Genomic DNA, 15,158 nt, shown 5'->3' with positions numbered 1-15,158 from the left:
TTTCTTACTTCGACTTTTTCTTCGCGGCCGACCGGCCTTGCTTTTTCGGGTCGGCCGGTTCGGACGCCCGCTTCTGGGAGCCGTTGTCATTGTCCGGCATCGTTTGCTCCTCCTTGTTGTGCGATTGTCGCTGCGCCTATTAGTATGGTTGGACTTCGACGGTTTCATGTCGGCAATTTAGAGTCCGCTTCTTTTATCCGTCCGCATATCCTCCGGCTTGATCGACATCAGCTCTTGGCGGCCCGGAGCGGACGTATTGTATTGGCCAAGCAGCCGGACCGCCTGATGCCTGACGGAGCGCTCCATCAGATTGCGGACGAATCTGGCGTTGCTGAAGGCGGATGGATAGCGGTTCTTCTCCGCGATCAACAGCTGTCGAAGCTTCATGATCGTGGCGGGGATCAGCGTATAGTCCCGTTCTCTGACCATCAATTCGGCAATTTGCACCAGCTGGTCGGTCGAATAATCGGGAAATTCGATCGATATCGGGAAGCGGGACGGCAAGCCCGGATTCGTCGCGAGGAAAAAGTCCATTTCATCCGAATAGCCGGCCAAAATAAGCACAAACTGATTTTTGTAGTCTTCCATCGCCTTCACCATCGTATCGATCGCTTCCTTGCCGAAATCTTTTTCGCCCCCCCTTGCCAAGCTGTACGCTTCATCGATGAACAATATGCCGCCCATCGCTTTTTTGATCAGGTCACGGGTCTTCAAAGCCGTGTGACCGATGTATTCGCCTACCAGATCAGCCCGTTCCACCTCGATCAAATGACCTTTCGGCAAAAGCCCCATCGCTTGAAACAGCTTGGCGATAATACGGGCGACTGTCGTTTTGCCGGTGCCCGGGTTTCCTTTGAATACCATGTGGTACACTTGCTGATTGGACATTAATCCGGCGTCCGTTCGGTACTGCCCGATCTGCAGCAATGCGTATATTTCATACACGAGCTCCTTGACGTTATCCAGACCGACCATCTGGTCCAGTTCTTTCATAATGTCGGCGAAGGGACCTTGCGACGGAACCGTTTTGCCGTTTGGTTGAGGCTCCGGCTCGGAAACAGGCATGGATACGGGCTCGGGAGTACGAAGCACGACATTGATTTGCCTTGAAGCTTTGGCCATATCGCTGGAAACGACTCGACTGTTCATCGGAATCACCTCTTTGTTCGAAGGTGCAGGCGTTTGTTGCGCTAGCCCGTCGGAAGTTTCCGCCCTGACGATACGAGCGGAATAACCCCTGCCTATAATGTACAAATCAACAAGTTGTCCTATGATCAAGAAAAGCTCTTTTGATTAAATTTTACGTTGCGGCAGCAGGTGGACAGCCAACCGAATATTCCCGTTTTTTCAACGATTTTTTCACTTGGACTTAGTTGGCCGGTATGTTAGACTTCACCTGAAAGCAACCTGTTTCGGGTGGTCCGAATTATAGGAGGATGTCCATGAGAGAACGACTCTTCTTTTCTATCCTACTGATCGTGGTAGCCTATACGCTCGTTCCTTGGGTGGCCACGCGCATATTCGCAATCGGCGTTTTCCGCAAAGGAAAAGCTTCCAGACAAGTCGCGCTGACGTTCGACGACGGACCCGATCCGGCGTATACGCCGCTTCTGCTCGATCTCCTCAGAAAGCATGAAGCGAAGGCCACTTTTTTCGTACTGGGATCGAAAGCGGAGCGGCAAGCCGGCCTGATCGAACGGATCCATAGCGAGGGACATCAGATCGGAATCCATAATTATTCCCATACGTCCAACTGGCTGCAACTGCCTTGGAACGTCCGGAGAAAGCAAGCGGACCGATCCGCCGACATCATCGCATCCATTACCGGAACGAAGCCTAATTTTTACAGACCGCCTTGGGGCATTCTCAATCTGTTCGATCTGATTACGCTAAAGTCGTACAAAGTCGTCCTTTGGTCGGTTATGCCAAAAGATTGGCGGAGCCGAATCGGCAAAACGAAGCTGAAGGCCCGGCTTATGAGCGGAGTTAGGGAAGGTGCGGTAGTCCTGCTTCATGACAGCGGAGAAACGTTCGGGGCCGACCGGGATGCTCCGTCCCACATGTTGAACGCCCTGGATGAAGTGTTGACGAGTATGACGGAGAGGGGATTGAAGCCTGTGCGCGTGGATGAATTGCTGGAATCGTCTGCCGAGCGCCGTCTCGGCCTGTTCAAACGACTGCTCGTGAACGCCTGGATGACTTGGGAACGCTGCTTCGTCAAGCTATTCCGGCTGAAGGCGGTTAATATCGGCGATCCGTTGCTGAAGCTTCGGGTGCGCGAATACATGGGGAAGCAGCCGATTCTGTTATCGGACGGCGAGCAAATCAGCAAAGGCGATCTGGTGGCCGAAATGCACTTGGATAACTATACATTGTATAAATTGGGGCTGGATTCCCGCAGCACCGTTCAGCTGGCTACCCAGCTGATCCGGAGAACCCGCACTCTAATGCCGGAAATCAGCAAGCTGCTGCTGACCGATCCGAAGTACCAGCATGTTAAAGGCTTATACGGAATTACGATGATTCATCGCGGTACGAGGCAGCTCGGCTTCACCGTATTCGATTTGCCGAAAGGATTGTTCGCGCGCGCTACAAAAACGTATTTAAGATTTCTGCTCTACGTCGTTCACCCTCACGGCAAAAAACGATTAAAAGAAAAGACGGACTTGCTGGAACCCAAAATCGTGGCGATTTCCAAAAACGAGCTGAAGCTGCGTTATATTGCGTAAAACGGTTATAGGTTTTATAAATTCAGCTTCATCCTCAGTTTGTCCGCATACCATTTCGTGTAAGCAAGCGTCTCCCTGGTCTTGTGCCATGGCATCCACATAACTCTGGACTCCGTCAACGACGGGACCGCGCCGGTAAGCCCGACGAAACGTGCGATGTCCATGGCGCGGGCGCCGTGGTACTGGTGCGTGACGATAACAGGCTCCTTCCAGCCCTCGCGGTCCATAATTCGCTTGCTGTACAGCAAGTTCTCGTATGTACTCGTAGCTTCGCGCTCCTCGACAATAACGTCCTGCGGAACGCCGCGCTCCGTCAAATATTGTTTCATCCCTTCCGCTTCCGTAATTGTGGCGCCATTCGCGTCCAGTCCGCCCGACACGATAATGCGATCCACTTTTTTGTCCGCATACAGACCGTATGCCCAATCCAAACGCTCGCGCAATCCGGGACTCGGGCGGTCATTCCAGAGCGACGCGCCTAGCACGATGGCGACGTCCGCCCGTGCTCCCAGCGTACGGCCTTGGGCGGAATGGATAAGCCACTGGATGTATCCGACCCATGCCAAGCCAAGCGCCGCCAGTACGAAGACCGCTATCCATAGCTTGTGGCTCCGTTTGCTTCTCCCTCTTTTGGAAATCGCGTTCGCCAATGGCTTCAATTCACCGTCTCCTCGTCCCGACATGTATGTATGAATATCATTCTTCCAATAAATCTTGCAAATGCTTGTCCGACATCAGCAGCAAGTCAAACGAGCCTTTGCGGAATTCATCCTTTACTAGATTGGCCGTTGCCCAGGCCATGTCGTAATCTTCCTGTGCGAGCTCGCCCCGTCGCACCGCATCCTCCAACCGGTCTTGATGGGTGACATACAATTGCCCGGTAGGCAATATGACGATGTTCAAATAGAGATCGTCATACCATGGCACATTGTTGGTCGAGACTCCCTGGCTTTTGCATATGGATACGACCCATTGGACGAGCCGATCGTGATCGTCGTACATGGACGTTACCATGTAGTTCGCCAGCTCGGGAAACTGCTGGAGCCACTTATAGCCGTCGGCCGCGATGCACAGCTTCTCCTGTTCGTGCTCGTACTGCTTGTACAGCGGCGCTTTCACCTTCACCATTTCAAATAACGTTACCGTTCCGGAAAAACCGATCGTTTTTTTCGGGACAACGGTAAACCTCTTCTCGACGATTCTCCCCCATTCGGTTCGATCCGCGTATTTTCGAATCAATTCGGTTCCATCCTCTCCCATAGGTTATGACCCAATATTTATCACTTCTCGTTTATGTCGATCTTATTGATTTTCACTTCCTTCGTCGGTACGCTCGGCTCTCCGGTAGGACTTGCCTTTACTGGCGTAGCGGCGATCTTCTGGACGACTTCCATGCCGGAGGTTACTTGCCCGAATATGGTGTAGTTCGGCCTGGGATTCAAGCTCGCCGCGCAGTCCGCTCCCGTACAAATGAAAAACTGGCTTCCTCCCGAGTTTTTCGCTCCCGTATTGGCCATGGCTACGATACCCGGATCGTATTTATAAGTAGTCTTCAGTTCGTCTTCGATCGTATAGCCGGGGCCGCCCATTCCAGTACCCGTCGGATCGCCGGTCTGAATCATGAACGTCTTCATAATCCGATGAAAGACCACATTGTTGTAGAACCCTTCCTTGGACAAGAAGACGAAGCTGTTCACGGTTTTCGGCGCCGTATCGTTGAACAAATTCACCGTAAACTTGCCTTCGGTCGTATCGAATACCGCCTCGTACTTTTTGTCCGTTTTCAGCGTCATCGGGGGCGGCGAGCTCCAGTTCTTCTCGCCTTTGGCGCCTGATGCATTTCCATTCGCATTCCCTGCCGTCTTGTCCCCGCCGCATCCCGCGAGCGTCAGCGCGATTGCTCCTACGGCCGCGATCACGCGCAGCGTCTTGAACCGTTGCCTGCTCATTTCGACCCACTCCTGTTTCGATAATTTTCTCGCCCCAAATTATACCACTGCTCCGCTGCGCCGATCAAATCATACGGGTTACGTTCATCCTTTCCGCATGCAAAAATCCCCGCTATTCGCGGGGATTGGATGACCATTCGGCTCGATTTCTACTTGGCTACCTTTTCTTTTTCCGGCGGCAGTAGAACGATTTTGCCATCCTCCACCGAAACGACCATTTTGTTGGTGTCCTTCATCCCGACCGCCTCCAAATAATTGGGAGGGATTTGCAGCCGCCCCGCCTTGTCCAGGATCGCATACTCTACATGAGTCTCCGACTCGGCCGGTGTTCCCTGCTCCAATTCGGCCAGCTCGTCGGCATACGATTTGCTGCGAATGAACTCCGATGCCGTCTTCCCGTCACGGATCGCGACTACACGGTCTACTTTTTTGGCAAGAAGCGGATCATGGGTGACGATAACGACCGTAAGCCCCAACGATCGGTTGAGCTCGCGGAACAGGTCCAAAATTTGGTTGGACATCTTCGTATCCAGCGAGCCGGTCGGCTCGTCGGCAAGCAGCAGGCGCGGATGGTTCGCGAGGGCTATGGCGATCGCGACACGCTGCTGTTCGCCGCCGGACAGCTGGTTCAGTCTGTTTCTGATCCGATGCCCGAGCCCGACCGCCTCCAGCAGCTCAAGCGCCCTCTGCCGCCGTCTGCGGCCTTGCAGCAGTATCGGCAGCTCGACATTTTCCAGCGCCGTCAAGTAAGGAATCAGGTTGCGCGCATTGTTTTGCCATACGAATCCAACCGTTTCCCTTTTGTAGCGCACGATATCTTTCTCGGTAAATTTCAGCAGGTCCTTGCCGTCCACGACCAGGTTGCCGGCCGACGGCCGGTCGAGTCCCCCCAGCATGTTCAGAAGCGTCGATTTCCCGCTTCCGCTGTTGCCGATAATCGCCATCAGCTCGCCAGGCTCGACGTGCAAATCGAGTCCTTGTAGCGCCACGACCTCCAGATCGGCAACCTTGTATATTTTCACCAAATTGTCGCAATGGATCATCGATTAGTCCTCCCCCAGCTTGACGGCCTGATGAATTTTGATGCGAGAGAGAAGATATCCAAGTATGCCCAGCCCGATCGTAATCATGATCGTCACGATAATATACAGACGCGTGGAATCCGTCGAATCGAACATGACTTGGAACGGCGGCACCTGCGTCGTGGAATTGAACGACAGCTGGAATAGCGGAACGAAGAGCAGGCTTGTTACATTGCCGATGCCGGCACCGATCAGGAAGGCCGCTCCGGACGTCAGCACCTGCTCCGTCACGAGCATCCCGATCAGCTGCATGAACGAAATGCCCATCGCGCGCAATATCCCGTATTGCAATACCCTGCCGTTCAACGAAAGTACCCAATACAGCAGGAATCCGAAGAAGCTGATGACTACGCTGATCAAAAATCCGAGCGTCATGACCCCGTTGATTGCCATTTGGAAAGGATCGTTTTTCGCCAAAGTCAGCTCATATCCGGTGTCGATGAAGCTTTCGATCGGGATTTCCTTGGCATTCAGCGCTTCATTGAAAGTCTGCTTCGAGGTCGGTTCGTCCTTCAGATCGATCCACACCTGGTAGGGCTCCAGAGCGATGGCGCTCTGGATGTAGCTTAAATGCCCGACGACGACTTTGGGCAGCTCGGGCTTTTTCGCATTGCCGGACGTCGGCTGCTGCGGATTCGGATTGAACGTCGGCCAATAATCGATAATGCCGTATATCGTAAACGGTTTATAAGAGACGTTATTCCAGCCGATATTGACCGAATCGCCCTCCTTGACGCCCATCTCATCCGCCATCGTCCTCGAAACGAGCACGGCTGACGGCTCCGTCGAAATCAGATTCAAGTAATCGTAGAAGTGATGCTCGAGCAGCCGGTCCTTCATGTAGGCCGTTTTGCCGAATTCGTCCGTGTCGACGCCCATCAGCTTGATTTTTGAAGATGTTTTACCCATTTGCGCGACCGCGTCATCCTTCACGAACACTTTGGCGGCACTGGCTACACCCGGCAAATCGCTGAATACTTGAAACGGCGGCTCCGTATATTGAATCCGCTTCGGCCCCGTAATGATCGGAACGGTAGTAACCGCTTCGGTTTCTTCCTCGGCTTCTTCTCCTCCCCCCATCATCGGAGGCGGGGCGTCATTTTCCCACTTCACGTTCAAAATAATATCGGTCCCGTTCTTATACTTCACTTTCTCCAGCGTGTTGCTGTTCATTGTCCTCGCGGCGCTTGCGCTGAACAAGCCGGTTGCAAGCGTAATCATCAGAAACACCATCAGGAAGTTGTACTGGTTGCTCGACCTCCCGACCTGAATCAGCGTCGAATATAACGACGGCGGCCACACCTTGCGCCCGAGCCAGTATACAAGCCTGATGAAGAGAGGATAGACGCGCAGCAGGAGCAGGCCAAGTCCCAGCGTAAATAAAGCCGGAACGAGGAACAACAACGGATCGACCTTGAAATTGGCCGAATCCAGCCCCAGCGATTGCAGGTCGCTCATCCGCCGCTTGAAGCTTTGCAGCCCGTACAGCGATACGCCGAGCAGCAAAATATCGATAAAATATTTGTGCGTGAACGACATTTTCGACATGCGCGCCATCTGCTGCTTATGCCCGACGATCGAAGTTCTCGTGGCGAGAAAAGCCGGGATCAAAGTCATGATCAAGGAGAACCCGACCGCATACAGCGCGTACTTGTAAGCGGTGGAGTTTATCGTAACGATTAACGCCGACCGCTGCACGAACTCCAAAAATCCGTTGGAGGCTCCGAGCATATTCGTCAGCGCCATCCCCGCGTACGGCCCGATCGCGAACGCGACTGCACCGAGCATGACTCCTTCGATGACGTAGCTGAGCAAAATTTGCATTCGGCTTGCGCCGCGGCTTCGCAGCACCGCGATTTCCGTCTTTTGCCGTTCGACGATCAAGTTCGATACCATGAACAAATAGAAGCCCAGCATAATCATAACCGGCACGTTCAACGACCATAGCATAACCCGCAGCTGCTCCTGCCGGTCCATATATTTCGATATGACGCCCAGCGCGGGAGCTTTGATCGCTTGACTGGGGAACGTATTCGTAATATAAGACTCGATGCGTTGATGCGTGCGGATGAACGATTCGATCGAGCCCATGTCCATGCGCGAGTATTCCAAGGCGTAATACCAGAAGCCGGCCCGGATCGTGATATCGTTGCCCCCGGTAATGTATTTCTCGAAAGTCTCGTAATTCATAATGAACGATCGGCCGTAGCTTTCCAGCGGCGTATTCCAGAACAAATCGTGCTCGTCCTTCGGATTAATGACGCCTACCGGCTTGACGGTTATCGGATTTTTCACCCGTTCGTCCTCGATCACGAACTCGTTGCCCAGCACCATCTTCAGCTGGGTCAATGCGCTTTCTACGACCAGCACCTCGAATACGCCGTTAACCGGCTCCTTGGCGGGCATGACCCCGTCCACGAGCTTGACATGCTCCTCGAAATCCGACAAGGCGACGATATCGACGTTCCGCTTGACGGAGGCGTCCATTCGCTCCGTATCTTTCGGAGTGAACGCGAAGGTGTCGGTCCCCCGTTCCTTAACGTACGCGCGAATCGGAAGATCGAATCGGCTGCCCATCGATTGCATGAATTGGTCCACGTTGCGTGCGCTATCGCCGTTCTCCTTCGGGGTTTCTCCCGTGAGGAATAGTCCCGTCCGGTACGTGAGCGGGTATGAGCCGGAAGTGACTTGGTAGTTCTCCAGCTCCTTGACGAGCATTCGCTGCAAAATCGCTTCGGTATAAATCGGCATGCTGCTCACGAGCGCTACCGACAGCACTAACCCGAAGAGCAGACTCAGCTCCAGCCATTTATTTTTGAGCATTTTGCGGAAAATCATGACGAGAATTGCCACGAAAACGGTTCCTCCTTCCTAGGGGTTCGGCAATGTTATTGTAGAATCAGCTTCTGCCCTTCCTTGAGCCCCTTCACGATTTCAATGCCGTCCACCGTTTCCAGCCCTTTCTCCACATCCACTTCCTTGATGCTGTCGCCTTCCAGCACTTTGACATAGTTTCGGCCCAAATATTGAGCAAGCGCTCTCGCAGGAATGATCAGAACATTGTCCTTTTTGCGGGTCACGATGTTGATATCCGCGGTCGACCCGAGCGTCATGTCCGGCGTCGGATTCGGGACGTCGATAAAGATCGTCTTCGCATACTTATCCGCCAGCTGCTTGTTGTCGGTCGGAGGCGTGTTTGATGGAGATTGGACGACTTTGCCGACCATCTTCTTCCCCTTTACCGTTACATCCACCGAAACTCCGGCTTGTACCTCCAGCAGGTCGCTCGTATTGCCCGACGTATAGGCGAGACGGATCGAATTGGGATCGGATATGATGACGTACGTTTTATTCGCCTGCACCGTATCGCCCGGCTTGGCCGTGTCGACGAACGTAATCCGGCCGTCCATTTGAGCTCTCATCGTCTTGCCTTCGACAGCCGCACGGGCGTCGCTCAACCGCAGCTTGGCAATATCCAGCTCCATGACCCGGATTTTCATTTTATTCTCGTCCTGAGTCAGCTTTGCTTGATCGAGATTGTATTTGGCTTGCTCGTAGTCGCGTTCCCTTTCTTTCAGCACGATCGCGGAGTCTCCCGCGTCGAGCGTAATGAGCGGATCTCCTTGCTTCACCATCGCATCTTTGATGATCAGAATTTCTTGGATTTTCCCCGTCGTTCCCGTAAACTCATGATTTTTTACGTTGGTCGATTCGACTGTCGCCACGCCGGTAATGCGCTTCGTCACCGAGCCGCTTTTCACGTCGGCGATTTGGTAATTTTCCTTGACGGGCTTGACGAGAGGAGGCTTCAGCGGCTCATCCTCCTTGGGGATCAGTGAGCAGCCGGAACAGGCGGCAACGAGCAGAACGGCAATACACGCGCGGCTTGCGAACGATTTACCCTTGGTCGACAATTTGCCCATCCTCCAATGCGTAGACTTGGTCGACGATTTCCATGATCGCCGGATCGTGTGTCGTAATGACGATCGTCATCCCTTCTTGCAGAACCAAGTCCTTGAAAATTTTAATGATTTGCAATCCCATCTTGCTGTCCAACTCGGCGGTCGGCTCGTCGGCCAGCAGCAGCTTCGGCCGGTGGGCGATCGCTCTTGCTATGGCGGTCCGCTGCTGCTCTCCCCCGGACATTTCGAACGGCCGGTGGCTCATCCTCGCCTTCAGTCCCACATTGTCCAGCGCCCGCTCGGCGAGCTCCCGATGTTGTTTCGTCGGAATCCCCGCGATCCGCAGGCCGAATTCCACATTTTCATAAGCGGACATAAGCGGCATTAACGCGAACGATTGGAAAATAAATCCCATTTGGGTGCGCCTCAGCTGGTTGCGCGTTTTCTCCCCAAGCGTCGTAATTTCTTGCCCGCAAAAATAAATCGCACCCTCAGTCGGAAAGTCCAGCGCGCCGAGCATATTGATCAGCGTCGTTTTCCCCGATCCGGAGCGCCCTTTCAGCGCAACCAAGCGACCGTACGGAATCGACAAATTGGCGCCCTTCAGCGCATGGACGGCCGCCGTCCCGCGGCCGAACACGCGCTTGATTCCGACAGCCTTCAGGATCGGATCGCTGTCTCGAGTCGGATCGTACAGGGCCAGGTCCGTTTTGCGAATCGTCTCCATCGTTTCACCCCATTTTTACATAAACGTCAATGCTATTACTGTAATCGGTTTCAAGCAAACAAAAAAGATACGTTTTGTTAGAAAAGGGGGGAATTTGTTCGATCCCGTTTTATCGGAAGGGAGTGATGTTTCGCCGGAGGCCCGCATAAGTTAGCACTGAAGGAGGAATTTCACATGCTTTCGCCCAAACCTATCGATCGATACGGCAGTCCGTCTCATGCCCATTATGCGAGAGTCGTTTCCTCTATGCAGCTCGGGCATTTGCATAAGATAGATTTCTTTACGTACCCGGTAAACGGATCGGGATCGGACGGTCATTTTCATGATTATCAAGGCGTTACGCGGGTTGCTTCCTACGACGGGCAAGTCCACTTCCATCGGTTTTATGGAATAACCGGGCCGGCAATCGCCCTTCCGGACGGTTCCCACTATCATCGCTTTAGCGGGAACGTCGACGACGAGCCGTTCTCGTTTGAGGGAGGAAGCTATAAAACGGTACTGACTATTCCGAGGCATATGCATTTCTACTCTGGCGTAACCGGCTCAGGTCTCGGCTATGAACCGAGCGGATGGTAGAGAATGGGGAGGGAGGCTCCCCGAGCTCTATATGACCTCCGATCCGAACGATACTCCATTCTCCATAGTTTCGTTAGACTGAAGCGAAAACAAAATATCCGTCGATATAGAAATAGACTCCTGCCGTCTTTAAACACCCCATCCATCACCGGCCTCCTGTGCTATACCATCAATTGCTTATTATCCTGTAGTAGTCATACGTCTTGTAGCTCGTATTCGTCTTCAAAATAGTTTGTCCGGGGGATAAGCCTCCCTCCGCGCAGCATGCGCTTTCAATATATTGCTTCGTCAGGTCAATGACTTCACCGCTCCGCATGGCATCCGCCACGTTCCAGTATTTCAAGCCGGCAATTTCGCGCTCATCCTTCTTGAGCTCCCCGGATACGTACTCCATTTCGAAAACGACATAGATGCTCGCTTCCGTTCCGACAGTAGTTTCTCTTACCCCGGATCTGATTCCCACGATTCTTCTTATGGACACGACTAACCCTGTTTCCTCCCAAAATTCGCGAATCCCGGCTTGTTCCATGCTTTCCCCGGCTTCAACATATCCACCCGGCAGCATCCACAGTCCTTTATTGGCTCCATAACTGACTTGCACTAACAGAACATCACCCGATTTCAATAAAACTCCGCCTGCACATGCGGATAATGGTTGATTCATTCCCGATCGCTCCTTGCACTCTTTTCCCCAAATGTACAGGAAAAAGAATTATTGATGAAATATATAATACATATAACGTCAATAGGATATACCTATATACCTCTTGCTATTGCTTGTTCCATTTCGACTTATTGATCTCTACCTTCAGCTCGCGACAGATTGGCTGCGTTACAAAGAGTCCAGAGCTTTCATTATGCGGTCGCCTTCTTCCTGCGCCCATTTGCCGGCCTTGACCGCTTCGTCAGTCTTTCCGCACGTAAGGAGCTTGAAGCGTTGCGAAAGCCGTATTGCGCTTTCTCCTTCTGTAGGATCATTTCCCCTTGCATGTCAATATGTTACTGTTGGAATGATCTTTTCAAATTTTGCTAAAGAGGGCGGGAGAGCCAGTATGCCGTGCCGTACAAATGCCGGAAGACGCGGCTTGTGATCGGAATGACGCTTGCTTCTTGTTTATTCGGACAGTCTGCTGCCCTTGCATTGGACTCCTCCACCACTTTGACTCCCGTATTCGACATCCCAAAAATCGACATCGTGCAGCCGATCTCTCCAACAACCAATGTGGGAAACGCTAGCGGAATTTTCGGACGATCTCGTTTGGATCAATTCATCGTCTTCACGTCATACCGGATTAACGTCACCTTGTTCTCATACAGCCAAAACTCCAGTGTTGTCTTTTTCCTCTTATCGATATAACCGATAATGTCAGCTCCTTGCTCGCTTCGCTTATAATAATTTTTGCCGTATCTCTTCTTTACTTCCCGCAGGCCGGCCCCGAGCGCTATTCCTTTGCCCGTCGTTTGATTGTCTTGCCCCTCTATCCTGATCCTGACGATCTCTTTAGTCGATTTGAGCGCTGCGACTTCGACTCCGCTGTCATATTCATAGTAGACGAACGAATCGGTTTCATCCTTTATTTGGGTTTGCCCGTGTATCGGAGCCGCTTCATCCAAAATCGTCCCCAGCTTGATTCCGCCGATTTCTTCGAAAGGCAACGGCGTACTCCGGGTAATATAATAGTGCAGCGATCTCGGTCCGATGTCGAACCGGATGCACACGATATAGATCAACGATACGATCACCAGCATGACCCCCATTGACCTAAAAATTCGAGCCCTCATTAATATCTCCTTTGCTTGTGAAATGAAGATTGCCCCTTAAGTTTGATACCAATGTTATGTAAAGTCTATGATTCCCCCCATACTTTCGTTTCTATTGTCACAGACCGCTCCCTTTCTCCCCAAAGCCCATCCGCATATCCATTATAATCCAAATATAGACTTCAGTGTTAGCAGTTCCTCCAGTTTTTGGAACAAACAAACCTCCCCTGCCACATGATGTGGAGTCGGAGGTATCATGTCGAGTTGCAATTGTACAAACTCCGTACCTATTTCCAACGTCTCGTTACTCCCGTAAGCCGGTTGCTCGGATCAAATTCCAATCTGTATATGTCGGGCATCGTCGTGCTTTTCCAGAAATCGAAGCCATATGTCTTATCGTAATGTTTCAGCATCAAGGTCATGATATCCCCATGGGTTCCGATGGCGATTTTTTTCCCGTTGTGACGCTGCAGCAGCCTGGAAATGACCGCGATAGCTCGATGTTGGGCCTCGTTACTTGACTCTCCGCCGGGGAATACATAGTCGGGTTCCTCGAAAGCTCTTCTTTTAGCCTCGAAGAAACGGTCCTTGCCCAGATCAACAGCGGACAATTGCCTTTCTCTCAGATCCTCTTCTATCCGGATCGGTCGGTTTGCCGTATCGGCCAGCAGTTGGATCGTATCGACGGCTCTCTTGTACGGACTCGACACGAACTCATCGATTTGTTCGTCCTTCAATATATCCCGTATTATCGTCGTATCCCGTTTGCCTTTCTCCGTTAATCCTCTCTCCCGTTCGGCCCCCTCCACAAAGACCGACTCCGCATGCCGTATGAAATATATGATAGTATTCATCCTGTTGCTCCCTAACGTTAGTCTCATATTGTCTCATGCATTCGATCCCAATAATTAGAAATTTACTGCCGCCTCCTTCGAGGATAGAGTCCGGCTGTATTGACTTTGGGTTCAAAACGTCCCGATTTCTTAATGTTCGCGTCGTTCAGCTCCGATAAATCATACACCGCATATTCATGCTCCCTCCTGGCAAAGTCCATAAAGTTTCACCTTTATACACCTGTTCGACCATCAATATCCGATTATTCCGAATGATTGCGGCACAGCTGCGATTGCCCATAGTATCGCTCTCCTTATACGGACGGACTCCCCATCTATCCTTATAGCGTAGTCTTCTCGCTCAGTACAAGCCGGCCTTTCCGAAAATGGTATGCTCCGCCGACTCGAGTTCCCCATTTTGCCGGAGATCGAGAATTACCGCGTGCAAATCCGCCCCCTGCCCGGGATTGATGCAGACCGTTCTCCCGATCCTATCGAACCAACTGTTACTGACATAAGGAGATTCATGGATATGCCCGTGCAAAGTTAAGGCCGGCTGCACTTGTTCGATCCGTTTTCGGATAGCCTTGCTGCCCACATGTATACCGTTTTGGATCACGTCCAGCTTTGTCTCGAAAGGGGGAGCGTGCATCATCCAGATTCCTTGACTACTCAACGCCTCCAGCTCGTCTTCCATGCTTGGCAATCGGTTTAAATAATGCGCGTCTCTCTCGACCAACTGACCGTTTACAGTAGAAATATAAATGGACTTGTTCGATATAAACTCGTCGCACTTCAAATCTCTTCTTTCAAAGTCTTTGCGCGAAAACGGGCTCGGATTCGAAATGCCGTATCCGCTAATCGCCAGCCTGTCCATCTCGACCGGTTCCAAAGTCAGCAAAGTGTGGACATTCGCTCTCGATAATTGTTCATAACGGGATACCGCGCCAGTCCATTCGATATTCCCATGTATGAGCAGGATAGGAATTGATATCGATCGAACAAAATCAATCCATTCATGCTCGATAAAATCAAGCTGTTTCGCCAAGCTTTTGCTATACGCCAACAAGTCGCCGCCGATTAACAATAGCTCGATACGATTTTCCTGCAACAAAGTATATAGCTCATCGTAGTGCTTCCGATCGCTATGAAGATCAGCGACATAGATTGCTCTCATCTTCGCCTCCTTGTCTTCCTCGCAAAATTTATTGTTCATTCCTATTGTCCATAAAAGCTTTATACTTCTCCAGTATTTCGAGAGTCTTATTATCCCACTTCTCTTCTTCCGACTCGGAAACCCATGCGATATCGAGCAGCTTGTCTTCCAGCTTCATATTTCCCGATATGATCCTGGCAATAAAAACATGCTTGCCGGGGCTGGCGCTGACACATTCTTCGATTGAGACCCGATAGCCGGTTTCCTCTTCGATTTCCCGTATGCATGCTTCCTCCGGAATCTCGCCTTGCTCGATGTGCCCCCCGGGAAAGTTCCAAAATATTCTTCCATGCTTATTCTGCTTCACCATCAAAAATCGACCGTCACGGATTACTAATCCTGAAGCCAGCATATGTTTCATCCCCTTAATGAATCGAATCGGT

15 protein-coding genes are annotated in these 15,158 nt (G+C 51.8%); 2 read left to right on the top strand and 13 right to left on the bottom strand.

Going from position 1 to position 15,158, the window contains the following annotated elements:
- Positions 1–177: 177 nt before the first annotated feature.
- Entirely contained in the window at positions 178–1,149 is a 972-nt protein-coding gene (locus FE784_RS00275; protein WP_139600115.1) for an AAA family ATPase, read from the bottom strand.
- A gap of 293 nt (positions 1,150–1,442) precedes the next feature.
- Here FE784_RS00275 and FE784_RS00270 point away from each other — a divergent pair, with 293 nt between their 5' ends.
- The gene (locus tag FE784_RS00270) at positions 1,443–2,729 is read left to right on the top strand and encodes a polysaccharide deacetylase family protein (RefSeq protein ID WP_176705856.1); all 1,287 of its coding nucleotides are present in this window, start codon (positions 1,443–1,445) and stop codon (positions 2,727–2,729) included.
- 14 nt (positions 2,730–2,743) lie between these two features.
- On the opposite strand, the gene FE784_RS00265 is transcribed toward FE784_RS00270, so the two are convergent.
- From FE784_RS00265 to FE784_RS00235, 7 genes are all read right to left on the bottom strand, one after another.
- Entirely contained in the window at positions 2,744–3,388 is a 645-nt protein-coding gene (locus tag FE784_RS00265) for a YdcF family protein (RefSeq protein ID WP_246131830.1), read from the bottom strand.
- Positions 3,389–3,425: 37 nt separating this feature from the next.
- Complete coding sequence (locus FE784_RS00260) at positions 3,426–3,968, bottom strand: ribonuclease FAU-1 family protein (RefSeq protein WP_176705855.1); 543 nt, start codon at positions 3,966–3,968, stop codon at positions 3,426–3,428.
- Positions 3,969–4,009: 41 nt separating this feature from the next.
- The gene (locus tag FE784_RS00255; protein WP_139600111.1) at positions 4,010–4,678 is read right to left on the bottom strand and encodes a peptidylprolyl isomerase; all 669 of its coding nucleotides are present in this window, start codon (positions 4,676–4,678) and stop codon (positions 4,010–4,012) included.
- Positions 4,679–4,827: 149 nt separating this feature from the next.
- A complete protein-coding gene (locus FE784_RS00250; RefSeq protein WP_139600110.1) occupies positions 4,828–5,721 on the bottom strand; it encodes an ABC transporter ATP-binding protein in 894 nt (297 codons plus the stop codon).
- A 3-nt stretch (positions 5,722–5,724) separates the two neighbouring features.
- Positions 5,725–8,613, bottom strand: a complete 2,889-nt coding sequence (locus FE784_RS00245) for an ABC transporter permease (RefSeq protein ID WP_139600109.1) — start codon at positions 8,611–8,613, stop codon at positions 5,725–5,727.
- A gap of 35 nt (positions 8,614–8,648) precedes the next feature.
- On the bottom strand, positions 8,649–9,674 hold the full coding sequence (locus tag FE784_RS00240) for an efflux RND transporter periplasmic adaptor subunit (RefSeq protein ID WP_139600108.1): 1,026 nt from the start codon (positions 9,672–9,674) through the stop codon (positions 8,649–8,651).
- Complete coding sequence (locus tag FE784_RS00235; RefSeq protein WP_139600107.1) at positions 9,658–10,389, bottom strand: ABC transporter ATP-binding protein; 732 nt, start codon at positions 10,387–10,389, stop codon at positions 9,658–9,660. Before FE784_RS00235 ends, FE784_RS00240 begins: the two co-directional genes overlap by 17 nt.
- 174 nt (positions 10,390–10,563) lie before the next feature.
- Here FE784_RS00235 and FE784_RS00230 point away from each other — a divergent pair, with 174 nt between their 5' ends.
- The gene (locus tag FE784_RS00230) at positions 10,564–10,965 is read left to right on the top strand and encodes a YmaF family protein (protein ID WP_139600106.1); all 402 of its coding nucleotides are present in this window, start codon (positions 10,564–10,566) and stop codon (positions 10,963–10,965) included.
- Between the two features lie 169 nt (positions 10,966–11,134).
- Here FE784_RS00230 and FE784_RS00225 read toward each other — a convergent pair whose 3' ends face one another.
- The 5 genes from FE784_RS00225 to FE784_RS00205 all read right to left on the bottom strand — a co-directional run bounded on the left by FE784_RS00225 (position 11,135) and on the right by FE784_RS00205 (position 15,127).
- Positions 11,135–11,629: an NUDIX domain-containing protein gene (locus tag FE784_RS00225; protein ID WP_139600105.1), complete on the bottom strand. Its 495-nt coding sequence runs from the start codon at positions 11,627–11,629 to the stop codon at positions 11,135–11,137.
- A 599-nt stretch (positions 11,630–12,228) separates the two neighbouring features.
- Positions 12,229–12,708, bottom strand: coding sequence for a hypothetical protein (locus tag FE784_RS00220; protein WP_139600104.1), 480 nt, complete (start codon positions 12,706–12,708; stop codon positions 12,229–12,231).
- Positions 12,709–13,013: 305 nt separating this feature from the next.
- Positions 13,014–13,580 carry a histidine phosphatase family protein gene (locus tag FE784_RS00215; protein WP_139600103.1) on the bottom strand — a complete coding sequence of 189 codons (567 nt, stop codon included), beginning with the start codon at positions 13,578–13,580 and terminating at the stop codon, positions 13,014–13,016.
- A gap of 340 nt (positions 13,581–13,920) precedes the next feature.
- Positions 13,921–14,736 carry a metallophosphoesterase family protein gene (locus tag FE784_RS00210; RefSeq protein ID WP_176705854.1) on the bottom strand — a complete coding sequence of 272 codons (816 nt, stop codon included), beginning with the start codon at positions 14,734–14,736 and terminating at the stop codon, positions 13,921–13,923.
- A 28-nt stretch (positions 14,737–14,764) separates the two neighbouring features.
- Positions 14,765–15,127 carry an NUDIX hydrolase gene (locus FE784_RS00205; RefSeq protein ID WP_176705853.1) on the bottom strand — a complete coding sequence of 121 codons (363 nt, stop codon included), beginning with the start codon at positions 15,125–15,127 and terminating at the stop codon, positions 14,765–14,767.
- Between the last annotated feature and the right edge of the window lie 31 nt (positions 15,128–15,158).

Source organism: Paenibacillus hemerocallicola, from assembly GCF_006265175.1.
GTDB classification, from domain to species: domain Bacteria; phylum Bacillota; class Bacilli; order Paenibacillales; family NBRC-103111; genus Paenibacillus_AB; species Paenibacillus_AB hemerocallicola.
This window is presented reverse-complemented; position numbering and strand designations above follow the sequence as displayed.